This window comes from Caballeronia sp. AZ1_KS37, assembly GCF_023631165.1.
Classification (GTDB): domain Bacteria; phylum Pseudomonadota; class Gammaproteobacteria; order Burkholderiales; family Burkholderiaceae; genus Caballeronia; species Caballeronia zhejiangensis.
This window is the reverse complement of sequence record NZ_JALQDP010000004.1, coordinates 15,655-41,341: the sequence shown is the minus strand read 5'-3', so window position 1 is coordinate 41,341 and position 25,687 is coordinate 15,655. Positions and strand designations below refer to the sequence as shown.

The 25,687-nt window shown below is 65.3% G+C and carries 20 protein-coding genes and 1 tRNA gene; 9 read left to right on the top strand and 12 right to left on the bottom strand.

Translation table 11 applies throughout. The features are described from left to right. Positions 1–60 precede the first annotated feature (60 nt). Positions 61–843 (bottom strand): type I methionyl aminopeptidase, encoded by a 783-nt coding sequence (map, locus tag NCS00_RS03950; protein ID WP_008350964.1) that lies wholly within the window; start codon positions 841–843, stop codon positions 61–63. Positions 844–1,092: 249 nt separating this feature from the next. Between map and NCS00_RS03945 the strand changes: the two genes are divergently transcribed. Beyond that, positions 1,093–1,443, top strand: coding sequence for a hypothetical protein (locus NCS00_RS03945; RefSeq protein ID WP_250439253.1), 351 nt, complete (start codon positions 1,093–1,095; stop codon positions 1,441–1,443). A gap of 79 nt (positions 1,444–1,522) precedes the next feature. Here the strand turns inward: NCS00_RS03945 and NCS00_RS03940 are convergent. The 3 genes from NCS00_RS03940 to NCS00_RS03930 form a co-directional block, all read right to left on the bottom strand. Then, positions 1,523–1,613: transfer RNA gene (locus NCS00_RS03940), tRNA-Ser, on the bottom strand. A gap of 101 nt (positions 1,614–1,714) precedes the next feature. Continuing rightward, complete coding sequence (serS, locus tag NCS00_RS03935; RefSeq protein WP_008350969.1) at positions 1,715–3,013, bottom strand: serine--tRNA ligase; 1,299 nt, start codon at positions 3,011–3,013, stop codon at positions 1,715–1,717. 115 nt (positions 3,014–3,128) lie between these two features. Then, the gene (locus NCS00_RS03930) at positions 3,129–4,445 is read right to left on the bottom strand and encodes a replication-associated recombination protein A (RefSeq protein WP_034471382.1); all 1,317 of its coding nucleotides are present in this window, start codon (positions 4,443–4,445) and stop codon (positions 3,129–3,131) included. Between the two features lie 160 nt (positions 4,446–4,605). Between NCS00_RS03930 and cytX the strand changes: the two genes are divergently transcribed. Continuing rightward, positions 4,606–5,934: a putative hydroxymethylpyrimidine transporter CytX gene (gene cytX, locus NCS00_RS03925; protein WP_250439251.1), complete on the top strand. Its 1,329-nt coding sequence runs from the start codon at positions 4,606–4,608 to the stop codon at positions 5,932–5,934. Between the two features lie 3 nt (positions 5,935–5,937). Here cytX and speB read toward each other — a convergent pair whose 3' ends face one another. Next, entirely contained in the window at positions 5,938–6,963 is a 1,026-nt protein-coding gene (gene speB / locus NCS00_RS03920; protein WP_175981751.1) for an agmatinase, read from the bottom strand. A 115-nt stretch (positions 6,964–7,078) separates the two neighbouring features. On the opposite strand from speB, the gene NCS00_RS03915 reads away from it, so the two are divergent. Further along, on the top strand, positions 7,079–7,981 hold the full coding sequence (locus tag NCS00_RS03915; protein ID WP_250439241.1) for a LysR family transcriptional regulator: 903 nt from the start codon (positions 7,079–7,081) through the stop codon (positions 7,979–7,981). Between the two features lie 23 nt (positions 7,982–8,004). Here the strand turns inward: NCS00_RS03915 and lolA are convergent, their stop codons facing one another. Both lolA and NCS00_RS03905 read right to left on the bottom strand, forming a co-directional pair. Continuing rightward, the gene (lolA, locus tag NCS00_RS03910; protein ID WP_081851844.1) at positions 8,005–8,685 is read right to left on the bottom strand and encodes an outer membrane lipoprotein chaperone LolA; all 681 of its coding nucleotides are present in this window, start codon (positions 8,683–8,685) and stop codon (positions 8,005–8,007) included. A 26-nt stretch (positions 8,686–8,711) separates the two neighbouring features. Further along, positions 8,712–11,027 (bottom strand): DNA translocase FtsK, encoded by a 2,316-nt coding sequence (locus NCS00_RS03905; protein ID WP_250439239.1) that lies wholly within the window; start codon positions 11,025–11,027, stop codon positions 8,712–8,714. Positions 11,028–11,381: 354 nt separating this feature from the next. Here NCS00_RS03905 and trxB point away from each other — a divergent pair, with 354 nt between their 5' ends. The 5 genes from trxB to NCS00_RS03880 all read left to right on the top strand — a co-directional run bounded on the left by trxB (position 11,382) and on the right by NCS00_RS03880 (position 15,155). After that, on the top strand, positions 11,382–12,377 hold the full coding sequence (trxB, locus tag NCS00_RS03900) for a thioredoxin-disulfide reductase (protein ID WP_284508105.1): 996 nt from the start codon (positions 11,382–11,384) through the stop codon (positions 12,375–12,377). A gap of 156 nt (positions 12,378–12,533) precedes the next feature. Then, on the top strand, positions 12,534–13,370 hold the full coding sequence (locus NCS00_RS03895) for a Smr/MutS family protein (protein WP_008350985.1): 837 nt from the start codon (positions 12,534–12,536) through the stop codon (positions 13,368–13,370). Beyond that, on the top strand, positions 13,360–13,980 hold the full coding sequence (locus NCS00_RS03890) for a trimeric intracellular cation channel family protein (protein WP_008350988.1): 621 nt from the start codon (positions 13,360–13,362) through the stop codon (positions 13,978–13,980). The genes NCS00_RS03895 and NCS00_RS03890 overlap by 11 nt, the downstream gene beginning before the upstream one ends. Before the next feature lie 143 nt (positions 13,981–14,123). Next, positions 14,124–14,777 carry a protein-L-isoaspartate O-methyltransferase family protein gene (locus NCS00_RS03885; protein WP_008350990.1) on the top strand — a complete coding sequence of 218 codons (654 nt, stop codon included), beginning with the start codon at positions 14,124–14,126 and terminating at the stop codon, positions 14,775–14,777. Between the two features lie 54 nt (positions 14,778–14,831). Continuing rightward, entirely contained in the window at positions 14,832–15,155 is a 324-nt protein-coding gene (locus tag NCS00_RS03880; protein ID WP_008350991.1) for a rhodanese-like domain-containing protein, read from the top strand. A gap of 19 nt (positions 15,156–15,174) precedes the next feature. Here the strand turns inward: NCS00_RS03880 and NCS00_RS03875 are convergent, their stop codons facing one another. The 4 genes from NCS00_RS03875 to hemC form a co-directional block, all read right to left on the bottom strand. Next, a complete protein-coding gene (locus NCS00_RS03875) occupies positions 15,175–16,752 on the bottom strand; it encodes a GDSL-type esterase/lipase family protein (RefSeq protein ID WP_250439222.1) in 1,578 nt (525 codons plus the stop codon). Between the two features lie 185 nt (positions 16,753–16,937). Next, a complete protein-coding gene (locus NCS00_RS03870) occupies positions 16,938–18,131 on the bottom strand; it encodes a heme biosynthesis protein HemY (protein WP_008350996.1) in 1,194 nt (397 codons plus the stop codon). Then, positions 18,131–20,200: a fused uroporphyrinogen-III synthase HemD/membrane protein HemX gene (hemDX, locus tag NCS00_RS03865; protein WP_250439213.1), complete on the bottom strand. Its 2,070-nt coding sequence runs from the start codon at positions 20,198–20,200 to the stop codon at positions 18,131–18,133. Before hemDX ends, NCS00_RS03870 begins: the two co-directional genes overlap by 1 nt. Next, positions 20,200–21,207: a hydroxymethylbilane synthase gene (hemC, locus tag NCS00_RS03860; RefSeq protein WP_008351000.1), complete on the bottom strand. Its 1,008-nt coding sequence runs from the start codon at positions 21,205–21,207 to the stop codon at positions 20,200–20,202. The genes hemDX and hemC overlap by 1 nt, the downstream gene beginning before the upstream one ends. A 335-nt stretch (positions 21,208–21,542) precedes the next feature. Between hemC and ppc the strand changes: the two genes are divergently transcribed. Beyond that, on the top strand, positions 21,543–24,620 hold the full coding sequence (gene ppc / locus NCS00_RS03855; protein WP_250439211.1) for a phosphoenolpyruvate carboxylase: 3,078 nt from the start codon (positions 21,543–21,545) through the stop codon (positions 24,618–24,620). Between the two features lie 206 nt (positions 24,621–24,826). Here ppc and NCS00_RS03850 read toward each other — a convergent pair whose 3' ends face one another. Beyond that, complete coding sequence (locus NCS00_RS03850; protein WP_008351004.1) at positions 24,827–25,591, bottom strand: class I SAM-dependent methyltransferase; 765 nt, start codon at positions 25,589–25,591, stop codon at positions 24,827–24,829. Positions 25,592–25,687 lie beyond the last annotated feature (96 nt).

Below are 25,687 nucleotides of genomic sequence, written 5' to 3'. Positions count from 1 at the left end.
CCGTCAATTCCTAAATCCGGGAAAGTGCTTTACAACGCACACGGCATGGCGAACGCGCGCTCATGGCGCTGCATAGCTGCCCGTGCCATCCGGCCACGGCGTGAGCACTTCGAAGCCGTCGTCGGTCACGGCGACCATGTGCTCCCACTGCGCGGACAACGAGCGGTCCTTCGTCGTCACGGTCCAGCCGTCGCGCGACTGCTGCGTGCCGGCGCGGCCCGCATTGATCATCGGCTCGATCGTAAAGACGAGGCCCGGCTTCAGACGCAGGCCCGCGCCACGCTGACCGTAATGCAACACTTGCGGATCTTCGTGATACACGCGGCCGATGCCGTGTCCGCAATACTCGCGCACCACCGAGAAGCCTTCCCGATGCGCGACGCTTTGAATCGCCGCGCCGACGTCGCCGAGCGTCGCGCCGGGACGCACTTCGCGCATGCCGGCGACCATCGCTTCGTAGGTGGTTTCGGTGAGGCGGCGCGCCTGCTCGCTCGGTGTGCCGGCGTAGTACATGCGGCTCGTGTCGCCGTAGTAGCCGTCCTTGATGATCGCGACATCGATGTTGATGATGTCGCCTTCCTTCAGTTCCTTCGCCCCCGGAATGCCGTGGCATACGACGTGATTCACCGACGTGCAGATCGTTTTCGGAAAGCCCATGTAGCCGACGTTAGCGGGCACGGCCTTCAGTTCGTTGACGATGAAGCGATTGCAGATGGCGTCGAGTTCGTCGGTGGTGACGCCCGGGCGGACGTATTCGCCGATCATCGCGAGGACTTCGGCGGCCATGCGGCCGGAGATGCGCAACTTTTCGATGTCGGCGGGTGTCTTGAGCGTGATGGCCATTGAGCAATGCGAATGGGTTCGTGCCGCCTCGCGCGCGCCTTTTCGCCGATGTTCGACGCAGGCGGCGCGCGAGGACAATGGGCCCGATGATAGCACTCCCGCGCAGCCTCTCCGCTCGCGGAGGCGCATCGGCGCTGCATTTCGAGCCTTCGGGCGCGTTGTTTGTGCGTGCGTCGCCGTCGTCGTTCGATCTTGTGATCAGCGACCGTTTGTGTTTTAGTGGCGCGACTTCTGACCTGCCGGAGTGTTATGAACCTGCATCGATTTGCTTCTCTTTGCGCCGTGCTGTCGGGCGTCGCCACCCTCGCCGCCTGCAGTTCGACGAGCGATCCCGAACTGCGTGCGTCGAAACCCGTGATTCATGTTTCGTCGGCGCGGCCTGCGTCGGATATATCGAGTTGTCTGCAACGCATGATTCCGTCCGCGCAGACGCGACGCGATCAGGGCTCGACGGAGTTGCTGGTCGGCTCGAATGCGTGGCTCGTGACGCTCACGCCTTCGGCTTATGGATCGATCGTGAAGGTGCAGCAGTCATCGAGCGACGATGGCGGCGTGCCCGAACCCGAATTGCGCTTCGATATCGCGAGGTGCACGACCTGAAGACGCGCTCCGCCTCGACGAAGCGGAGCCGCAAAAGCAAAACCCCGCAAGCCTTTCGACTTGCGGGGTTTTTGTGTCTTGGCGGAGAGGGTGGGATTCGAACCCACGGTACGGGAAAACCGTACGCCTGATTTCGAGTCAGGTACATTCGACCACTCTGCCACCTCTCCGTCTACCCTTGCGGGTCTTCGTGAACTGGTCGTTGCTCAACGAAGAACGAAAGTATATCGAACCCTTTCGCGCTTTCCAAGCCCCTTGTTGAAAATAAACATCAGGCCGACGCGGAAACTTCGATTCTTTCCGCGCCGCGCATGTACGGACGCAGCACTGTGGGAATCGTCACCGAGCCGTCCGCATTCTGGAAGTTCTCCAGCACCGCGACGAGCGTGCGGCCGACCGCCAGGCCCGAGCCGTTCAACGTATGCACGAACTCCGGCTTGCCCTGCGCATTGCGGAAGCGCGCCTGCATGCGACGCGCCTGGAACGCCTCGGTATTCGAGCAGCTCGAAATCTCGCGATACGTGTTTTGCGCCGGCAGCCACACTTCCAGATCGAACGTCTTCGCCGCCGAAAAGCCCATGTCGCCGGTGCACAGCGTAATCACGCGATACGGCAGTTCGAGCTTCTGCAAGATCGTCTCCGCCTGGCCGACCATCTCGTCGAGCGCGGCGTACGAATGCTCGGGCGCCACGATCTGCACCATCTCGACCTTGTCGAACTGATGCTGGCGGATCAGGCCGCGCGTATCGCGCCCGTACGAGCCCGCTTCGGAGCGGAAGCACGGCGAATGCGCGGTCAGCTTCACCGGCAGCGCGTCGGCTTCGAGGATGCTGTCGCGCACCGTGTTGGTGAGCGAGATCTCCGACGTCGAGATGAGGTACTGCGTGACCGTGTTCTCGTCGCCGCCTTTCTCGACGCGGAACATGTCGTCGGCGAACTTGGGCAGCTGGCCCGTGCCGTAGAGAATCTCCGGATTCACGATGTACGGCGTGTACGCCTCGGTGTAGCCGTGCTGCTCCGTATGCGTGTCGATCATGAATTGCGCGAGCGCGCGATGCAGCCGGGCGATCGGCCCGCGCAACAGCGTGAAGCGCGCGCCGGAGAGCTTCGCGCCCGTTTCGAAATCGAGACCGAGCGGCGCGCCGACATCGACGTGATCCTTGACTTCGAAGTCGAACGAACGCGGCGCGCCCCAGCGCCGCACTTCGACGTTCTGCGTCTCGTCGTTGCCGACCGGCACGCTTTCGTGCGGCAGGTTCGGCACGGTCAGCATCAGGTCCGACAGACGCTTCTGGATCTCATCCAGCTTCGCCGCCGATTCCTTCATCGTGTCGCCGATGCCGCTCACTTCCGCCATTACCGCCGACGTGTCCTCGCCGCGGCCTTTCATCGCGCCGATCTGCTTCGACAGGCTGTTGCGGCGTGCCTGGAGTTCTTCGGTGCGGGTCTGGATCTCGCGACGCTCGGCTTCGAGCGCGGCGAACGCGGCGACGTCGAGCGTGTAGCCTCGAGTGGCGAGACGCTTCGCGACGCCGTCCAGGTCTTTGCGGAGGGTTTGGATGTCGAGCATGGCGGGGCTGCTTTGTTAAGTAATCGGAAACGCCGATTTTAGCGCACGGTCATCGCGCGCCGGGCGGGATCGGCGAAACGCGGCGAGCGCGCGCGCGAAACGGACCGCGCCGGTTTCAGCGCTTCTTCTCGTCGCGATGCTCGCGCCGCCACGCATCGTCGAGTTCGGCGAGACGCGAGAGCTTTTCGCCGATCTTCCCTTCGAGTCCGCGCGGCGTCGGCTTGTACCAGTACGGATCGCGCATGCCGTCGGGCAGATAAGTCTCGCCGGCCGCGTAGGCGTCGGGCTCGTCGTGCGCGTAGCGATATTCGTGGCCGTAGCCGAGTTCCTTCATCAGCTTGGTCGGCGCGTTGCGCAGATGCACCGGCACGCCGCGCGACTGATCCTTGCCGACGAAGCGCCGCGCTTCGTTGTACGCGTTGTAGCCGGCGTTCGATTTCGGCGCGACGGCGAGATAGATGAGCGCCTGCGCGAGCGCCAGTTCGCCTTCGGGCGAGCCGAGCCGCTCGTAGGTTTCGGCGGCGTCGAGCGCGATGCGCGCGCCGCGTGGATCGGCGAGGCCGATGTCCTCCCACGCCATCCGGACAATGCGCCGCGCCATGTAGCGCGGGTCCGCGCCGCCGTCGAGCATGCGGCAGAACCAGTAGAGCGCCGCGTCCGGATTGCTGCCGCGAACCGATTTGTGCAGCGCGCTGATCTGGTCATAGAACGCGTCGCCGCCCTTGTCGAAGCGGCGCAGGTTTTCGGCGAGCGCGCTGCCGAGCAGTGCGCCGTCGACCTCCGTCTGCTTTTGCTGCGCCGCCGCGCGCGCGACGATTTCCAGATTGTTCAGGAGCTTGCGGCCGTCGCCATCGGCGGAACCGATCAGCGCGTCGCGGGCTTCGTCGGTGAACGTGAGGCCGCCGAGTTCCTTCGTTGCGCGTTCCAGCAGTTCCTTGAGTTCATCGGCGTCCAGACTCTTCAGCACGTACACCGCCGCGCGCGACAACAATGCGCTGTTCACCTCGAACGACGGATTCTCCGTCGTCGCGCCGACGAACACGAACAATCCCGATTCGACGTGCGGCAAGAACGCATCCTGCTGGCTCTTGTTGAAGCGATGCACCTCGTCGACGAACACGAGCGTCTGATGCCCGTTCGCGCGATGAATCTGCGCCGTTTCCACCGCCTCGCGAATGTCCTTGACACCGGACAGCACCGCCGACAGCGAGATGAACTGCGCGTGAAACGCATCGGCCATGAGACGCGCGAGCGTGGTCTTGCCGACGCCGGGCGGGCCCCAGAGAATCATCGAATGCGCCTCGCCCGATTCGAAGGCGACGCGCAGCGGTTTGCTCGGCCCGAGCAGATGTTTCTGGCCGATCACGTCGTCGATGGTGCGGGGGCGCAGGCGCTCCGCGAGCGGAACGGTGCCACGGTTTTCTTCGAACATGTGCTGTGCGATGCAGATTGACGCAGTTGGGTGGATCGCGGCGATAATCTCGCGCTTCGGCAAAGGCGCGGCGCGGCCGCAGAATCGGGTCATTATGACAGCCTGAGGGCCGCGACCAACGCGGGCCACGCCTGAACAATCCATATAAGGACGCAATCCGATGGGGCAAGAGCACACCACGAACGCCGCAGCGCACGGCGAAACTTCGACTTACGCGCCGCTCACGCCGGTGCCGCCGGAGCGGCGCGCATTCGGCACGAGCGACGCCTTCGCGCTCTGGTTCTCGCTCGGCATCGGCCTGCTGGTCGCGCAGGCGGGCGCGCTACTGGTGCCGGGATTGTCGCTGCCGCACGCCCTCGCGGCGATCGTCATCGGCACGGTGATCGGCGTCGTGCTGCTCGCGCTCGCGGGCGTCGTCGGCACGGATACGGGGCTTGCGGCGATGTCCTCGCTGCGCCCGACGCTCGGCGTGCGCGGCGCATCGGTGCCGGCGGTGCTCAACGCAATCCAGCTCGTCGGCTGGGGTTCGTTCGAGATCATCGTGATGCGCGATTCCGCCGACGCGCTCGCGAAGCAATCCTTCAATCTCTCGATGCCGCTCGTCTGGACGCTCGTCTTCGGCGCGCTCGCTACCTTGCTCGCGGTGAGCGGCCCGCTCTCCTTCGTGCGCCGCTTTCTGAGAACGTGGGGAATCTGGCTCCTGCTCGGCGGCGCGGGCTGGCTCACCTGGAATCTGCTCGCGAAGCACGATCTCGCCACGCTGATGGCGCGTCCCGGCACCGGCGAAATGGCGTTCGGCGCGGGCATCGATCTGGTCGTCGCGATGCCGCTGTCGTGGCTGCCGCTGATCGCCGATTACACGCGTTTCGGCAAGAGTGCGGGCGGCGCGTTCCGCGGCACGCTTCTCGGCTACGGCATCGCGAATCTGTGGTTCTATGCGCTCGGCGCGATCTACGGGCTCGCGGCGGGCGGCGGCGATGCGCTTCTCACGACCGCGTTCGCGCAGGCGGGCGGCGGGCTCGCGCTCTTCCTGATCCTGATCGACGAAACCGACAACGCCTTCGCCGATATCCACTCCGCCGCCGTATCGACGGGCACGTTCTGGGCGCGCGCGAGCGTGCCGCTGCTCTCGTGCGCGTTCGGCGCGCTGTGCACGCTCGTCGCGCTCGTCGTCGAGATGGGCAAGTATCAGAACTTCCTGCTGCTGATCGGCTCGGTGTTCGCGCCGCTCTTCGGCGTCGTGCTGGCGGATCACTTCATCGTGCGCAAGCGCCGCATCGAAGCGGCCGTGCTCGCCGATGTCAACGGCCGCTATGGCTTCTCCGGCGGATGGCACGTCAGCGCGTTCATCGCGTGGGGCATCGGGATCGCGGCGTATCACGCGATCAACCAATGGCTGCCGAATCTCGGCGCGACGCTGCCCGCGCTCGCACTCGGCGCGGTGTGCTATCTGCTGCTCGTGTCGGGCAGACGTCGCGCCTACGCGTAAGCGTTATTTCGCCGCGCGATACTCCACGCCCGGCAGCACGCACAGCAACTCGAACGCGAGGTTCGCGCCGAGCAGCGCGGTCGTGCCGAACGGATCGTAAGGCGGCGCGACTTCGACGAGATCCGCGCCGACGATGTTCAGCCCGCGCGCGCCGCGCACGATCTCCAGCGCTTGCGGCACCGTCAGCCCGGCGATTTCCGGCGTGCCGGTGCCGGGCGCGAACGCGGGATCGATGCCGTCGATATCGAAGGTGATGTACACCGGCCCATCGCCCATCTGCGCGCGCACTTCGTCCATCAACGGAACGAGCGACTTGTTCCAGCATTCCTCCGTCTGCACGACGCGAAAGCCCTGCTCGCGGCACCAGTCGAAATCGCCCGCTTCGTAGCCCGTGCCGCGCAGCCCGATCTGCACGACGCGCGAGCAATCGAGCAAGCCCTCTTCCACCGCGCGGCGAAACGGCGTGCCGTGCGCGATCTTCTCGCCGAACATGGTGTCGTTGACGTCCGCGTGCGCGTCGATATGAATCAGCCCGACCTTGCCGTGCTTCGCGTGAATCGCGCGCAGGATCGGCAGCGCGATGGTGTGATCGCCGCCGAGCGTCAGCGGCTTGCAGCCGTGCTTCAGGATTTCGCGATACGCGCGCTCGATGCGGTCGATCGAATCGAGCAGGTTGTACGGATTGATCGCGACATCGCCGATATCAGCCACGCGCAGCGAATCGAACGGCGCGGCGCGCGTCGCCATGTTGTACGGACGCAGCAGCACCGACTCGCTGCGCACCTGACGCGGGCCAAAGCGCGCGCCCGTGCGATTCGACGTGCCGAGATCGAACGGCACGCCGACGAAACAGGCATCCAGCCCTTCCGCCGATTGAACGTGCGGCAGACGCATCATCGTCGTGATGCCGCCGCAGCGCGGCATCTGATTGCCGGAAAGCGGCTGCGGACGCTCGGCGCGCTGTTCGAGGAAATGCGAATCGAAGTGTTCGGCTGGAGCGAAAAGCGACGAAGGCGAGGAAGGATTCATGGCGTCGAATGGCGGCGGGTGGTCGATCCGACAATTAATAGCCGCTTTCCCGCGGAGATAAAATGGCGAAGAAATCAACTTAACATCGATATTTATCGATGTATCGACGGCGGCCATGTTCACTCACCTTTCCGATCTGGATCTGCGCCTGATCCGCGTGTTTCTCGCCATCGTCGATGCGGGCGGCGTCTCGTCCGCGCAAGCGACGCTCAACGTCGGGCAGTCGACCATCAGCACGCAGCTCGCGACGCTGGAAACGCGGCTCGGCTACCGGCTTTGCGAGCGCGGACGCGGCGGCTTCGCGCTGACCTCGCGCGGCGAGCCGTTCGTCGAGGCGTGCCGGACGCTGCTCGCGGCCATCGACACCTTCGATTCGACCGCGCGAAATGTCGGCAAGAAGCTCGTCGGCACGCTGACGCTCGGGATGATCGGCAACACGCCTGTCAGCGCGAACGCGCGCGTCAGCGAGGCGATCGCGCGTTTCCGGCAGCGCGACGAATCCGTGCGCTTCGCGGTGCTCGTGCGCTCGCCCGGTGAACTCGAAGAGATGCTGCTCGCCGAACGCATCCAGATGGCGATCGGATACTTCTGGCATCGCGTGCCGTCGCTCGAATACACCGAAATTTTCGCGGAGGATCAACTCGCGTATTGCGGACGCGAGCATCCGCTGTTCGCGCGCGCGGGACGCGTCGCCGTACCAGAAGCGTTCGAGCACGACTGGGCGTGGCGCAGCTATCCGCTGCCGGAAGCGGGCGAGCTGACGCCGCGCAATATCGGGGCGGTCGCAGACAACATGGAGGCCGTCGCGATGCTTGTGCTGTCGGGCCGGCATCTCGGCTATCTGCCCGAGCATTTCGCCGCGCCCTACGTGAAGGAAGGGTTGCTCGCGCCGTTGAACCCGAAAGCGATGCGCTATCGCGTCGCGTTTCAGATGGTCACGCGCGCTGAACGCTCGGGCAACGCGAAACGGGAAATCGTGGAAGCGTTCGTCGAGGACATGCAAGCCGCGCACGCCTGACGCGCGCGGCCGGACCTGAAACCTCAGCCGTTGATGACATCCGCGCCCTTCGGCACGGTGAATTTGAACGTATCGCTCTTGATGGGCGGGTTCTTCTGGATGTTCGAGAACGTCAGCAGCGTCACGTTGCCGAAAACGTCGTGCAGTTCCATCGCCTGCAGGTTGCCGTCCTTGAAGCCGATGCCGACCGTCTCGAATTGCGTGTCCTTCGCCTTGGGCGTGAGTTCGAGCCAGTCGATGCCGCCCTTCTCCCCCGCGTCGCGCAGGTTGAAGTTCTTTTCCAGATCGTTACTGCCGAAGAGAATCGCCGCCGGGCTCGCACCGAGCGCGCCGCCGAGCGTGCGTACCGTGACCTGGTTCAGATCCTTGTCGTAGACGTAGAGCTTGTCGCCGTCGGCCTGGAGAATTTGCGAATACGGCTTCTGATACGACCAGATGAACTTGCCCGGCCGCGCGAACATGAACGTGCCGCTGGAGGCTGCGCCCTTGGTCGGCACTTGCGTGGACGTCGCGCCGTTGTTGGTCTTGCCGGGCGCCTTGATCTCCTGCTGCGTGAAGTCGCCGCGCGCCGCGTGGACTTGCGACACGAACGCCTTCAATTGCTCCGTGCCGCTCGCGAATGCGTGCGATGCGACCAGCATCGACGCCGAAACCAGCGCCGTGCCGAATGCCTTGACGAAACTGCGCCCCGTAAACTGCTTCATGCTTATGTTCTCCATATAACGCGCGGTCATTCCGCGTCGCGCGCCGGCGTGAGGATTTCGCGGTTGCCGTTCGACGACATCGCCGACACGAGCCCCGAGTTCTCCATCTGTTCGAGCAAACGCGCCGCCCGGTTGTATCCGATGCGCAAATGCCGCTGCACGAGCGATATCGACGCGCGACGGTTCTTGATGACGACCTCGACCGCCTGATCGTACAAAGGGTCCGACTCGCCATCGGCGCCGCCGGTTCCGCTTGCGCCCGCCGAGCCTTCGTCGCCATCGCCCGCGAGGCCGCCTTCCAGAATGCCCTCGATATAGTTCGGCTCGCCCTGCTCCTTCAGCCTGTCGACGACGCGATGCACTTCTTCATCCGACACGAACGCGCCGTGCACGCGTACAGGCAGGCCCGAACCGGGCGGCAGATAGAGCATGTCGCCCATGCCGAGCAGCGACTCCGCGCCCTGCTGATCGAGAATCGTGCGCGAATCGATCTTCGACGACACCTGGAACGCCATGCGCGTCGGCACGTTCGCCTTGATGAGGCCGGTGATCACATCGACCGAAGGACGCTGCGTCGCGAGAATCAGATGGATGCCCGCCGCGCGCGCCTTCTGCGCAATGCGCGCGATCAGCTCTTCGACCTTCTTGCCGACGACCATCATCAGATCGGCGAGTTCGTCGATCACGACGACGATGTTCGGCAGACGCGTGAGCGGCTCCGGCTCGTCGGGCGTGAGGCTGAACGGATTCGGAATGTTTTCGCCGCGCTTCTTCGCTTCGTCGATCTTCGTGTTGAAGCTCGCGAGATTGCGCACGCCCATCTTGCTCATCAGCTTGTAGCGGCGTTCCATTTCGGCGACCGCCCAGTTGAGCGCGTGGCCGGCCTGCCGCATGTCGGTGACGACCGGACACAGCAAATGCGGAATGCCTTCGTAGACGCTCATTTCGAGCATCTTCGGATCGATGAGGATGAGACGGACCTGATCCGCGCTCGCCTTGTACAAGAGCGAGAGAATCATCGCGTTGATGCCGACGGACTTGCCCGAGCCCGTCGTGCCCGCGACGAGCAAGTGCGGCATCTTCGCGAGATCGGCGCAGACCGGATTGCCGCCGATGTCCTTGCCGAGGCCCATCGTCAGCGGCGATGCGCCGTTCGCATAGACTTCGGAGCCGAGAATTTCGGAGAGCTTGACCGTCTGACGGCGCTGATTCGGCAATTCGAGCGCCATGAAGTTCTTGCCCGGAATCGTCTCGACGACGCGAATCGACACGAGCGACAGCGAGCGCGCGAGATCCTTCGCAAGACCGACGATCTGGCTGCCCTTCACGCCCGTCGCCGGCTCGATTTCATAGCGCGTGACGACCGGCCCAGGATACGCCGCGACCACGCTCACTTCGACGCCGAAGTCCTTCAGCTTCTTCTCGATGAGACGCGACGTGTATTCGAGCGTATCGGCGGCGATGGTTTCCTGCGTCTTCGGCGGCGGATCGAGCAGCGCGAGCGGCGGCAAGGTGGAATCGCCCGGCAGGTCCTTGAAGAGCGGCACCTGCTTTTCCTTCTCGGCGCGTTCGGAACGCGCGGGCGCGGGCGCGGCGGGCACGATCATCACCGGCTCGTGATCCTCGCTCTTCTCGCGCGAACGCACGACCTTGCCTTCGCGCTTGACCGCGGCCGCTTCGCCCAGCTTGCGATCGCGTCCGGCTTCGCGGCGCAGTTGCGCGCCGGTGATCGCATCGAGAATGCCGTCGCCGACCTTCTCGCACACGGACAGCCACGAGAAGCGGAAATACAGCGAGAGGCCGATCGCGAGCGCGATCAGCAGAAACAGCGTCGCGCCCGTGAAGCCGAGCGCGTGCGATACATGGCGCGCGACCACATCGCCGACGACGCCGCCCGGCGCGCGCGGCAACTGCACCTTGAGCGACCACATGCGCAGTGCCTCGATGCCGTCGGAGGCAAGCAGCACGAGCACGAACGCGAACGCTTCGGCGAGCCAGGTGCGGTCTTTCGGCGCGTCTTCGTCGACGACCGGCGGATGCGTGATCTTTCGATAATTCGCGATGATGCGCCGCGCGAGCAGCACGATCAGCCAGTAGGACGATAGCCCGAAGACGAGCAGGAGGATGTCCGACGTGTACGCGCCGACGCGCCCCGCCCAGTTCGCGATGTGATCGACGCTCACCGCGTGGGTCCAGCTCGGATCCTTGCGGCTGTACGAGAGGAGCGCCATGACGAGAAACAGTCCGAGTGCGACCTGGAGAATCCAGCGAATCTCGGTGAAGAGCCGCGACATGCGGTGCGGCAATGCCTGCGGGCTCGCGGAATAGGTAGCTTTGGCCATTGATTCGGTGTCGCTTTGTATCGCTTTTTTGCGGCTCGCGCCTGTTGCGCAAGAGCGGCATGGAACGGTGAACTATTGTAAACGCTGCATTGCGGTGAAAGGCGCAAAAACCGGCGCGTTCTTGCAACCTGTAACACTCGTCACGCGCGCGTCATGTCGCGGTTTCGGCCCGGCGCGGCTATCAATCCGATTGAAAGGTTCATTCGGAAGGCTTTTTCCGACGCCTTTATAATCGTCGTTTTGCACTCAAATACGGTTCATCGGATGTACCGGGCGTCGAGATTGCTGCGTCGCAGGCAATCGCTCGCGCGCCTCGAGGCGCGCATCCGAAACCATCAATAACGGACCATCATCATGTCTTCGCCCAAACACGCCAAAGTGCTGATTCTCGGTTCCGGCCCCGCCGGCTACTCCGCCGCCGTCTACGCCGCGCGCGCGAACCTGTCGCCGCTGCTCATCACCGGCCTCGCGCAGGGCGGCCAGCTGATGACCACCACGGACGTCGAGAACTGGCCGGCGGATCCGTCGGGCGTGCAAGGCCCCGAACTGATGCAGCGTTTCGAGGAACACGCGCGCCGCTTCAACACCGAGATCGTCTTCGATCACATCCACACCGCGAAGCTCAACGAGCGCCCTTTCCGTCTGATCGGCGATTCCGGCGAGTACACCTGCGATTCGCTCATCATCGCGACGGGCGCATCGGCGCAATATCTCGGCGTGCCGTCGGAAGAAGCGTTCATGGGCAAAGGCGTGTCGGCCTGCGCAACGTGCGACGGCTTCTTCTATCGCAACGGTGAAGTCGCGGTGATCGGCGGCGGCAATACGGCCGTCGAGGAAGCGATCTATCTCGCGGGCATCGCGAAGAAGGTCACGGTCGTGCATCGCCGCGACAAGTTCCGCGCCGAGCCGATTCTCATCGACCGCCTGCTCGCGAAGGAGAAGGAAGGCATCGTCGACATCAAGTGGAATCACGTGCTCGACGAAGTCACCGGCGATCAGTCCGGCGTCACCGGCCTGCGCATCAAGGACACGCAATCGGGCAAGACGACCGACATCGCGCTGCAAGGCGTGTTCGTCGCGATCGGCCACAAGCCGAACACCGATCTCTTCGTCAACCAGCTCGAGATGAAGAACGGCTACATCATCACGAAGGGCGGCACGAGCGGCGACGCGACCGCGACGAGCATCCCCGGCGTGTTCGCGGCGGGCGACGTGCAGGATCACGTCTATCGCCAGGCGATCACGAGCGCGGGCACGGGCTGCATGGCCGCGCTCGATGCGCAGCGTTATCTCGAAACCATCGACGAAACGCCGTCGCCGCATTCGATGAGCCACGAAGCCGACCGCTGATCGGGCGGCGCGAGCCGCTAGAATGCAGCCACGACGGGCCACGGTTCACTCCGCCGGCCCGTTTTCGTTTCGGCGCGCGCGTGCCGTCGTTTCACGCGGCGGCGCCGGCGCGCGGCGCGCCGAGTCCGATCCCCGACCCATTCCGCTGGCCGAACGATGCCGAAGAATCTCCCTCATCCGAACGAACCGAAAGTCCGTCGCAAGGAAGCGCCGCGCCCGGCCGCGCCCGCGCAAAAACCGGTGGATGCGCGCGATGTCGCCGCCGCCGTGAAACGCGAAGGCCTGTCGGGTCTGTCGTCGCTGAAGGGCGCGCTGAAGGCCGACGCCGAAAAGCGCGAAGTCCAGCGGGTCGCGGCGGCGCGCGCCGAGCGGGAAGCCGTCGCGGATGCCGACGAGTTTCGTCGCGCGATCGGCGAAATCGAGCCGCTCAAGACGCCGCCGCGCACGACCGTCACGCGCGTACCGCCGCCGCCCGTGCCGCTGCAGAGCCGCCGCGACGAAGAAGCGGTGCTGCAGGAAGCGCTCTCCGACGAATACGATCCCGAAAGCCTGCTCGACATCGACGAAACGCTGTCGTTCTATCGTCCGGGCGTCAGCCAGGAAGTCGTCAGAAAGCTGCGGCGCGGGGCGTGGATCGTGCAGGCGCAGCTCGATCTGCACGGCATGCGCCGCGAGGAAGCGCGCGAGGCGCTCGCGGAGTTCATCCGCGAATCGGTGAAGCGCGGGCTGCGCTGCCTGCGCGTCATTCACGGGAAAGGGCTCGGGTCCATCGGCAAGGAGCCGGTGCTGAAGGGCAAGGTGCGCGCGTGGCTCGTGCAGAAGTCGGAGGTGATCGCGTTCTGTCAGGCGCGGCCGCACGACGGCGGCGCGGGCGCGGTGCTCGTGCTGCTGCAGCCGGGCGGCACGCCGCGTCATCACAATCATCCGCAGGACAAGTCGCAGGACCGGAGCCTCGGCAAGAACAGCAATCCGGGGCCGGACAGTGCATCCTAGACTCACCCTCGCCATCACCATCATGGAGGCGCTCGCGATTTTCGCGTACGCCTTCTCCGGACTCATCGAGGCGCGCAAGCGCCGGCTCGACGCGGTAGGCGCGTTTCTCGTCGCGCTCGTGACCGCGTTCGGCGGCGGCACGGTGCGCGACGTGCTGCTCTCGCGCCGGCCCTTCTACTGGGTCGAGCATCAGGACTACGTGCTGTTCATCTTCGCGATGGCGATCTTCGCGCCGCTTTTTTTGCGCGTCACGTCACGCCTCTTCGACCAGCGCGCGCTGCTCGTCACCGATGCGATCGGGCTCGGGCTCTTCAGCGTGTCGGGCACGTCGATCGCACTCGACGCCCAGATGCCCGCCTTCACCGCGACGATGATGGGCGTCATCACCGGCGTGTTCGGCGGCGTGCTGCGCGACGTGCTCTGCAACGAGATTCCGCTGATCCTGCGCGACTCGCGCCCGTACGCGGTCTGCGCGTTCGCCGGATGCTGGATGTATCTCGGGCTCGAACGGCTCGACGTCGACACGATCTACAACGTGCTCTTTTCGACGGCGTTCATCCTGATCGCGCGGCTCATCACCTTCAAGTTCGATATCCGCCTGCCGCATTAGCCGCACGGGAGGCCAGCGCGTCGGGCGCAGGTCGGGCGCAAAGCAGGCGGGAAAACCCTTCGATTTGCTACAATCGCGTAGTTTTCTAGCCCCGCATCCGGCCGCGATGCAAGCCGCTCCGGTCGCCATCACGCACACAGAACATGAACATCGAGCAAGCGCGTTTCAACATGATCGAGCAACAGATTCGTCCGTGGGAAGTGCTGGACCAGGACGTCCTGAACCTGCTCGCGATCGTCAAGCGCGAGAACTTCGTTCCCGCCGCGTACCGCAACATCGCTTTCGCCGATCTCGAAATTCCGCTGCCTGGCGGCGAGCGCATGTTGTCGCCCAAGGTCGAAGCGCGCGTCCTGCAGGAACTCGCGATCCACAAGGGCGAAACCGTGCTGGAAATCGGCACCGGCTCGGGCTACATGGCGGCGCTGCTCGCGCACCGCGGCCGCAGCGTGACGACGGTCGAAATCTCGCCGGAGCTCGCCGCTTTCGCGCAGCAGAACCTCGCGGCGAACGGCGTGACGAACGTCGACGTGATCACCGGCGACGGCGCGCTCGGCTGGAATCAGGGCGCGCCTTACGACGTGATCTGCGTGTCGGGCGGGCTGCCGGTCATGCCGCAGGAATTTCTGGAACAGCTGAAGATCGGCGGGCGCATCGCGGCGTTCGTCGGCTCGGCGCCGGTCATGAAGGCGCAGATCATCACGCGCGTGGACGAAAAGCAGTTCCGCGTGTCGGATGTCTTCGAAACGCTCGTCGCGCCGCTGAAGAACGCGGTGCATCCGTCGCAGTTCAAGTTCTAAGCCGAAAGCGCGCTGCCGGCCTTATCCGGTAGCGCGCATCTTGCCGGAATCTCCATGCAAAACCTGACCGCACCCGAACTCGCCGCGTGGCTCGCCGATTCGTCGCGCCCCGCTCCCGTTCTGCTCGACGTGCGCGAGCCCTGGGAAATCCAGACGGCGAAGATGGACAACATCGTGTCGATTCCGATGCGCGACATCCCCGCACGCAGCGAAGAACTCGACGACGAAGCGCAGATCGTCTGCATCTGCCATCACGGCGCGCGCAGCGCACAGGTCGCGATGTTCCTCGAATCGCGCGGCTTCACGAAGACGTTCAATCTCTACGGCGGCATCGACGCATGGTCGCGTCAGGTCGATCCGTCGGTTCCGACGTACTGAAAGCGCTCGGCGCGGCGCTTCATCCCTCGCTCGACCAGAGTGCGGTGCCGCGCGCCGAAAAGATGACGAGATAGCCGTTCGGCAAGATAGTCGCGTAGGCGCCCGGATGGCCCGACGTGTGCGTCTGCCAGACCGTCGCGCCATTGTTGTCGTACATCGCCAGATTGCCGTCCTCCTGCATGCGCAGTTCGACGCCCGGCGTGCCGCTCACCTGCGATGACCAGATCGTCGCGCCATCCTTCACCGCGACGAGATAGCCGTCGCCGCGCAAGTTCACCTGCACGTTTCCATTGCACGCCGCGATCGATTGCCCTTCCGCAAGGCCTTCGCCCATCGCGATGCGCCCGCACGCTGTCGGCGCGTTGATCGGCGGCAGCGCGGCTAACCAGCCCAGATCGACCGCATTGGCGATCGCCAGCATGCCGGCATCGTCCGGATGAAGGTCGTCGCCGCTGTTGTAGGCGCGCGCGAACGCCGTCGAGTCGTGCGCGCCGGCCGGGTGGCCCAGCGCCGCGGCCTGATCCAGCACGGCATCGCAACCGCTGCTCTTGCTGCGCAGATAAGCGTTCACCGTCTGGCGCGTGTTCTCGATCTCGGGCGTCCATTCGTCGAGGCCTTCGAAGGGGGTAAGCGTCGAGCAGATCAGGCCCACTTTCGCCGCGGCCGCCTGGTGAACGAGTTGCTGATACGCGCCGATGAGCTGCTGCGCGCTCGGCGGATTGCCGCTGATGAGATTGTTCACCGCGTCGTCGGAGACGATCACCCATTTGACGTTGGACTGCGCGAGCACGTCGCGGGCGAAGCGCGTCAGCCCGGCTTGGCCCGAACCGTTCGTGAAGAAATCGTTGCCGCTGATGCCCTGATTCAGCACGCCGACCGTCATGCCTGAGCGGATCAGCCGCTCCGCGAGGCGGTTCGGCCAGCGCCGGTTCGTATTGGGCGTCGACGCGATTCCGTCCGTGATCGACGCGCCGAAGGCGACCACCGCGCCCGTCGCCGCGGCGTTCATCACATCGACATTGGTGAGGAAATAGTACGACTGCTCGCCCGCCGCGTTCACGACGCCGCCCGTGAACGCCGGGTCCGCGCTGACGTCGCCCGGTGCGATCCAGTTGTCCTGCAAGCCCTCGACGTGCCCGGTCGATCCCGGCGGCGTCTGCGACGGAATATGGAAGCTCACGGAGATGTCCGCGAGCGCCGGCACCTGAAACGGAACGGGGTCGGTCTGGACGGTGCCGCCGACGGGAATCGTCACATAAGTCTGCCCGTTGAAGGTCGCGGCCTTGTCGCTGCCGGCGATCGTCCGCGCGCCGCTCGCGCGACGGGCGAGATGCACGTCGCCGAGCGTAACGGGCTGCGTGCCGAACAGATTGGAGAACGTCAGGCGCGCCGCCGTCCCGCCGATGCTCGTCCGCACGACGTGGCGAATCGTCTGATTGTTGAAGCCCCGGTCGGCGGTGACATCGGGCGCGGCGGCCCAGGTTCCGGTCCACGGCGCGGATGTGATAACGCCCTGCGCGAAGTAATGCGACGTATCGGGCCAGGACAGAAAAACGACGAGCGCAAGCCCGATCAACGTGTGTAGCGCCCGTTTCACGCCGCCTCCTTTTCTTTCGATCCTCGTATCGGTGGAAGGAAACTAGACCATCTTACAAGCGCATCGGCCGTGCGGTGGCGTACAGACAACGCAAAAACGCCGGTCCGGAAAGCGCGTGCAAAAAAATGGGCTGCATGAGCATCGCGCCCGTGCAGCCCGTTCCTGAACGCGTCAGGCGAGCGCAATCAGACGACGTTCATCGCCAGCGCGCTTGCGCGGTAATGTTCCGCGGCCTTGTCCGCGTCGCCGAGCTGTTCGTGCAGACGGGCGAGCGCGCGATGCGTGCGAATCTTCAGCGGTTCGTTGTCGGCGAGCTTCAGCGCCGATTCGAGGAACGCCTGCGCCTTGCCCCACAACTGCTGATGCAGGCAGAGACGTCCGAGCGTGAAAAGCAGGTCGGCGTCTTCGGTGCGTTCCTTCTGCCACGCTTCGGCGCGCTGGATCAGCGGGAAAGCGTCGCCGCCGACGATGCAGTCCGGATAACGCCGCAACAGCCGCGCGTCCCAGTTGTGCGCGAGCGCGTCTTCGACGATCTTCTTCGCCTCCGCGCGACGATCGAGCGCGATCAGCAGTTCCGCGGCGAGATCGGCGAGACGCGGCGACTGGCGCTCGGTCGCCGACAGCGATTGCCACAGTTCGAGCAGCGCGTCCGGGTTATGCCGGCGATCGCGCAGCAGATTTTCCGCCGCGACCTGGCGCAGCCGCACCGCGACCGCCGGATGCAGCGCCTCGCGCTTCTCCAGCATCCGCACGAGCTTCAGCACTTCGCCCCAGTTCTTCAATTGCTGCTGCGCGCGCAGCGCGATCTGCTGCGCGTGGATGCGCCGGCCGCCCTGCGCCTGCATTTCGGTGAGCGCGACGAGCGCGCCGTCGGCGTCGCGGCCATCGGCGCGCATGTCGGCGGTGGCCATCAGGCGCGCGTCCTGCCAGTCGGCGCCGGAAACCTGCGCGAGCCACTCGTCGCGGCGCGCATATTCGTGCAGACGATGCGCCGCGTTCGCGCCGATCAGCCCGGCCGCACCCTTGTTGTCTTCGACGGACAACGCATCGCGCGCGGCCTTCTCGGCTTTCGAGAAACGTCCGGCGTACAGATGCCCGACCGCATCGCGCAGCGACGCATTCGCCTTCGCGATCTTGCTGCGCGTGCGATACGCGGCGACGCGCGACGGCATCTTCCAGACGCCACGCACCGCGCGGATGATCGCGTACAGCACGATGAACAGCACGACGAGCGCGACCGCGAACAGATTGAGCGACATGTCCACGCGATACGGCGGGATCACGAGCAGGATTTGTCCGTTGTTGAAGCCGCCGACGGTCGCGACGATCACCGCGACGGCGAACAGCAGCGCGAGCCAGATGAGTCCACGAATCGTCATCATCCGCCTCGCTTGAACTGATGGACGGCGGCGAGGCTCGCGTTCAGGTTCGGTACGGCGACGGCGAGCGACGCCTGATCGACCTGCTTCACGAGCTCGCGCACGGCCTGCACTTTCTTCGACGAGGCATCGAAGTAGCGGCCGAGCGCGGCGTCGGCGGCGTGCAGGTCCGACTTGAGCGTCGGCTCGCTGCGCGACAGCAGCGAAAGACGCGCGGACAGCAGCCGCAGCTTCACGTTTTCGCGCACGAAATAACCTTGATCGGGCGATGTGAGCATCGCATCGGCGTTATCGATGCGGCGCACCGAGACGAGGCTCGACAACTGCTGGCCGATGCCGTTCGTGATCTGATGCCACAGCACCTTCCAGCGCGGCTCGCCGGTCGCCGCCGCGATCGACGCGCTGTTGGCCGGCTCGGCGGCCTGCGCGCGGGCGCGGGCGATCGGCGCCTCGCCCGAAAGCGGCAACTGGTCGATCTGGTCGATGGCCGTGTCGAGCTTGATCGCGAGACCGGTGAGATCGGTCGTCGGCGTGGCTTTCAGCTTGTCGATGTCCTGCGCGATCGCCTTGCGGATCGCGACGACCTGCGGACCGGTGGTCGCGGCAAGACGCGTGTCGGCGCTTTGCAGCGCGAAAAGCGCGAGTTGAACGTTGCCGGTGAGTTGCAACTGCTGGCTCGCGCTCGACAGAATCTGCTCGACTTCGGCGACGGTCCAGTCGTCGCGATTGCTCGCGAGATCCTGATATTGCTGCTGCAGCGCCTGACTGTGCGCTTCGGCATCGGCGAGCTTGCCCTGCAACTGGATGATCTGCGTGTTCAACGCGGTGGTCGCGCTCGCGGCCTGATCGGCCTTCGCGCGCAGATCGGCGTTCTGCTCGTCGGACTGGGCGAGGCGCTGCGACAGTTGCGCGTCGGTGCGCTCGAACTTCCGGTTCAGGACGAAGGCGCCCGCGCCCGCCGCCACCGCCAGAATGACGACGACGAACCACAACACCACGATGCCCGCGCCGCCGTTCTTCTTCTGCTGCTCATAAGGCGTGAAAGGCGTGTTCGGCGGCAAGGGCGGTGTCACGTTCGGCTGAGGTGAAGCTTTCTTGGAATCGTTCGAATCAGTCATGCGTGATTGAGCCGTTTGTTGGGCCGGCGCGGTGGCCGGATTGGCGTCCGTCGGCGCGGATGAGGAATTTATCGAAGCCGATGCGCTCGCGTGCGCGTGAGCCTCCGGATCCCGTTGGAGCGGGAACAGCGCTTCCAGCGCGTGCGCGATGCGCTCATCGCCCGCGCCGGACACCGTAATCCTATCAAAACCCGCTCCCCGCGCGGCCTCGGCGATGCGCGGGTGCGGGCAGACGAGCGGCGCGCGCTTGAGCAGCACGATTTCGTCGGCGGTGAGATGTTCGTGGGCGAGCTCGTCGAGATTGCGCACGCCTTCCGAGCTTGTCAGCAGCCACGCGTGCGGTTCTCCGGCCAGCAATTCGTGGATGCGCTCCCACTTTTGCATCGACGGTTCCGGCAACACGCGGCGATAGGCGGCGGCCTTTTCGACCCGCGCGCCTGCTTGCGCGAGCCGCTCGGCGAGCCATTCGCGGCCGCCGTCGCCGCGCACGATCAGCACGCGCTTGCCTTCGAGACCGTTCGTGCCGAAATGCGCTTCGATCGCGGTGAAGAGCGCCTCGGAATCGAAGCGCGGATCGAGCGCTTGCGCCGACGGACTGATCACGCGATGCGACGGCGCGTGCACGCCCTGACGCGCGAGCGCCGCGACCGAGCCCGGACCGACGACCGCGACGGGCAAATCGACGGGCCACGGCGCGGCGAGCCGCGAGAACGCATGATCGATCGCATTCGGCGACACGAACACGACGAGCGCATAGCGCCCCGGCGCTTCCGGCGGCAGAAAAAGCTCGTCGAGCGCGGCGCGCAGCGGCGCATCGTCGGCGACGGGCGCGATATCGATGAGCGGAAATTCCAGCGCGTCGAAGCCGGCGCTCGCAAGGAGCGCGAGCAGCGCGGACGACTGTCCGGCGGGACGCGTGACGACGACGATGGCGCGGCGCTCGCTCGCCATCAGGACTTCGGCCCCGAGGGCGCGGTGTTCGGGCCGTCGGCGCGCGACATGGTGCTGAGCGCGGCGACGATATCCATCGCGCCTTGCGCTTCGAGATCCGACGACACGCGCTGGCCGAGCGCGAGCGCGGCGGCGAGATCGGGCGCCTGCACGCTTTCCTCCGCGCGCAGCACGCGCTTGCCGTCGGGCATCGACACCGCCCCGCGCAGATGCAGCGCGCCGTCGCGCCATACGGCGTACGCGGCGAGCGGCACTTCGCAACTGCCGCCGAGCGCGCGCGACACCGCGCGTTCCGCCTCGACCGCGAGCGCGGTGTTTTCATCGTGCAAAGGTGCGAGCCACGCGGCGAGATCGGCGCGGTCCGCGCGAATCTCGATGCCGAGCGCGCCCTGCCCCGCTGCCGGCAAGCTCTCGGACGGATCGAGCAGCGCACGGATGCGCGCTTCCAGACCGAGACGCTTCAAACCCGCCGCCGCGAGGATGATCGCCGCGTACTCGCCGCGGTCGAGCTTGGCGAGACGCGTATCGAGATTGCCGCGCAACGGCCGCACTTCGAGATGAGGAAAGCGCGCGCGAATCATCGACTCGCGACGCAGGCTCGACGTGCCGACGATGCTCCCCGCAGGCAGCGCATCGAGCGATGCGTAATGCGGCGACACGAAAGCGTCGCGCGGATCTTCGCGCTCCATGATGGCGCCGAGCGTGAAGCCTTCGGGCAGTTCCATCGGCACGTCCTTGAGCGAATGCACGGCGAGATCGGCGCGGCCCTCGGCGAGCGCGGCTTCGAGCTCCTTCACGAACAAACCCTTGCCGCCGACCTTCGACAACGTGCGATCCAGGATCTGATCGCCGCGCGTCGTCATTCCGAGGATTTTCACGTCGCAAGATGGATATAATTTGTGCAGCGCACACCGCACGTGCTCGGCTTGCCACATCGCAAGCCGGCTTTCCCGCGAAGCGATGATGATGCTCGCGGGCGGTGTCGTTGAATGCGTCTCGGAATTCATTGATGCTCGATCGAATGACGGGATGGATGAATAGACATTAGCGAACAATGGTAGCACGCACGCCAAGGTCCACCGACACCCGGGCAGCGCGCGAGAGCCTTGTCCGATGCGCCTTTCGGGGCGTCCGTGGTGTGTTCGTAGCGGCGTGAACGACGGCCCCGGCCGTGTCGCGCGCGATGAACGCTTCGGGGCGCGAAGAATGCCGCGGCATGCTGTCGCCGGTTTGACGCACGGCCGTTCGCGCGGCCCGCGATTTTCTGCCGATGCGGCGCCCGTCGAGGTCGCCGGATCATGTCGATGTACCCTGGCTTCGCAGCTTTCGAGAGGAACCCAACGTGACGTCATCCGGATCGGCTCGCCCGGCGCGCCGCAACGCCGCATTGCCCAAGTCTTCCTCCTCCGACGCGCCGCGCGCGGCGTCGTCGCCCATCGTCACGACGAAGGCCGCGACGGCCGCGAAGGCTTCGAAAGCGGCCATCGCGCCGAAGCTCGCGAAGAAAGCCATCGCGACCAAAACCGCGCCGACGAAGCTCAAAACGCCGCGTCCCAACGGCGCGGCCGTCGCGAAAGCCGCGAAGCCCACGAAGCCCGCGAGCCGCACGCGCGACGACAAGGACCGCCCGCTCTTCGAAGACATCCGCTTTCTCGGGCGTGTGCTCGGCGAAGTGCTGCGCGAGCAGGAAGGCGACGCCGTGTTCGAGGTCGTCGAGGCCATTCGTCAGACGGCCGTGAAGTTCCGCCGCGAGGACGACGTCGAAGCCTCGCAGACGCTCGAAAAGAAGCTGCGCGCGCTGTCGCCGGAACAGACGGTGTCGGTCGTGCGTGCGTTCAGCTACTTCTCGCATCTCGCGAACATCGCCGAAGACCGCCATCACAATCGCCGGCGGCGCATTCACGCGCTCGCGGGCTCGGGTGCGCAGCCGGGCACCATCGCGTATGCGATCGAGCGCATGCGCGAGCACAAGAACATCAGCGCGACGCGCAAGCTGCTCGAGAGATTTTTCGGCGATGCGCTGATCGTACCCGTCCTCACGGCGCATCCGACCGAAGTCTCGCGCAAGAGCATTCTCGACGCGCAACACGATATCGCGCGTCTGCTCGCCGAGCGCGATCAGGAACTGACCGCGCGCGAACGCGCACAGAACGAAGCGGTGCTGCGCGCACGCGTGACGTCGCTGTGGCAGACGCGCATGTTGCGCGACGCGCGCCTTTCCGTCGCCGATGAAATCGACAACGCGCTGTCTTACTATCGCGCGACCTTTCTCGCCGAAATTCCCGCGCTCTACGCCGATATCGAAGCCGCGCTCGCGGAACACGGCCTGCCCGTGCGCCTGCCGCCGTTCTTTCAGATGGGAAGCTGGATCGGCGGCGACCGCGACGGCAATCCGTTCGTCACCGGCGAAACGCTCGAAAACGCGATCACGCGTCAGGCGATCGTCATCTTCGAACACTATCTGGAAGAGACGCACAAGCTCGGCGCGGAATTATCCGTGTCGGACCTGCTCGCCGGTTCGAGCGATGCCCTGAAAGCACTCGCCGATGCCTCGCCCGACCAGTCGCCGCATCGCAAGGACGAGCCGTATCGGCGCGCGCTCATCGGCATCTACACGCGGCTTGCGGCGAGCGCGCGCGTGCGGCTCGGCGAAGGCGTCGTGACCGTGCGTAGCGCGGGTCCGGGCGCACCGCAGATTCGCGCGACGCCCTACGCCGATGCCTCCGAATTCGTGCGCGACCTGCACGTGCTGATCGATTCGCTCGCGGAGCATCACGGCGCGTCGATGTCGAGCCTGCGTCTGTCGCCGCTCGCGCGCGCCGCCGAAGTGTTCGGCTTCCATCTCGCGAGCATCGACTTGCGGCAAAGCTCGGACATTCACGAGGCCGTCGTGAGCGAGCTGCTCGCGCGTGCGGGCGTCGTCGAGGATTACGCGTCGCTCACCGAAGAGCAGAAGCGCGAAGTGCTGCTGAAGGAGCTCGCGCAGCCGCGCCCGCTGCGCCTTCCCTACGCGCACTATTCCGATCTCGCGAAAAGCGAGCTCGGCGTGCTCGAAGCGGCCCGCGAGACGCGCGCGAAGTTCGGCGCGCGCGCGGTGCGCAACTACATCATTTCGCATACGGAGACCGTCAGCGACTTGCTGGAAGTGATGTTGCTGCAGAAGGAAACGGGCGTGCTGCAAGGCTATCTCGGCGCGAAGGACGATTCCCCGCGCGACGGCCTGATGGTCATTCCGCTCTTCGAGACCATCGCCGACTTGCGCAACGCGCCGGTCATCATGGGCGAATTCTTCGCGCTGCCGGGCATCGACAAGCTCATCGAAAATCAGGGCAACGAGCAGGAAGTGATGCTCGGCTATTCGGACAGCAACAAGGACGGCGGTTTCCTCACGTCGAACTGGGAGCTGTATCGCGCGGAACTGGCGCTCGTCACGCTGTTCAAGGAGCGTGGCACGACGCTGCGCCTCTTCCACGGACGCGGCGGCACGGTCGGACGCGGCGGCGGCCCGACGTATCAGGCGATTCTGTCGCAGCCGCCCGGCACCGTCGACGGGCAAATCCGCCTGACCGAGCAAGGCGAAGTGATTGCGAGCAAGTTCGCGAACGCGGAAATCGGGCGGCGCAATCTGGAGACGGTCGTCGCCGCGACGCTGGAAGCATCGCTGTTGCCGCACGAGAACGCGCCCGCGCAGCTGCCGCAATTCGAAGCGGCGATGCAGACGCTCTCCGATTCCGCGATGGCCGCGTATCGCGCGCTCGTCTACGAGACGCCGGGCTTCACCGACTACTTCTTCCTGTCGACGCCGATTTCGGAGATCGCGGAGCTGAACATCGGCAGCCGGCCGGCGTCGCGCAAGCTGCAGGATCCGAAGCAGCGCAAGATCGAGGATCTGCGCGCGATTCCGTGGGGCTTCTCGTGGGGCCAGTGCCGTCTCTTGCTGACGGGCTGGTACGGCTTCGGCAGCGCGGTGACGGCGTATCTCGACCGCGCCGGTTCCGACGATGAACGCGCGAAACGTCTCGCGACGCTGCGCAAGATGCACAAGACGTGGCCGTTCTTCAAGAACCTGCTGTCGAACATGGACATGGTGCTCGCGAAGACCGATCTCGCCGTCGCGTCGCGCTATGCGCAGCTCGTCACCGACAAGAAGCTGCGCAAGACCGTGTTCGACAAGATCGTCGCGGAGCATCAGCGCACGTGCGACGTGCTCGGCGAAATTACCGGCAAGATCGATCGTCTTTCGGACAACCCGCTGCTCGCGCGTTCGATCAAGAACCGCTTCCCTTATCTCGATCCGCTCAATCACTTGCAAGTGGAGCTGTTGAAGCGTCACCGCGCGGGCGATCAGAACGTGCGGCTGCGGCGCGGGATTCATTTGACGATCAACGGGATTGCCGCGGGGTTGCGTAATACCGGCTGATGCCTTCCCTTGGCGGGGCGTTTTGGTTCGGGATGCAACGTTGCCTCGATGTATGCGTGGGTTTCGGCGGATCCCGATTTCGTGTCGGTCTATTGGCGTTGCCCCTGTGCGGGGCAGTGCTTATAGACCACTAAGAAAACGGGATCCGGCGAAATCAACAACCGTCACCGACACGAACCCGAGGATCGAGCGACATCCAACAATCTTCAACCACGCCGCTTCCCCTCCACCATCACCGCATCGAGCTCGAACGAGCAATCATCCTTCACGTTGAAATACTGCCGCACCTCATCCGGCGCGCTCGCCCACATCGATCTGATGGCCGTTACGCGCTCGGCCGGCGTACGCATCCGCGTCACCCACGACTCGAATTCCAGCGGGATGCGCCAGCGCTCGGCGATTTGCGCATCGAAACCGGCGGCATCGAGCATCGCGATCCATTCGTCGGCGCGATAGTCACGGATATGCGACGCATCGCGCAGGATTTCGATCGCCTGAATGTGCGTGTCGTAGAGCGGATCGTCGATGCCCGCGATATCGATGAACTTCAGCCGCCCGCCAGGCTTCAACACGCGATGCACTTCGGCAAGCGCTGACGAAACGTCGCGCCAATGATGCGCGCTCATCCGGCTCACGGCCCAGTCGAACGACGCATCCGCGAACGGCAGCGTTTCGGCCGCGCCCTGCTGCGTGCGAATCGTCGTCAGGCCGCGTTCCTTCGCGGCGGCTTCCACGGTCGCGAGCATCTGCGGGGCGATGTCGTACGCCACCACTTCGCGCACGTGCGGCGCGATCGCAAAGCTCGCGTGGCCCGCGCCGCATCCCATGTCCAGCACGCGCGCGTTGCCGCAAGTGGCCGCGAACGTCGCGGAGAGATTCTGCAGATCCGCGCCGCTCGCATGGACGGCGCTCGTGAGATACGCGGCAGCGGTGCTGCCGAATGCGTCTGCGACCTGATCGTGGTGTTTCATCGTGGGCTCCGGTTTCGTCGTGGTCTTGTGTCGCTACAATAGAACCCGCTTTGTACCAGTACAAGTTGTGCAGTTATTCTGGTATGTACACCACCT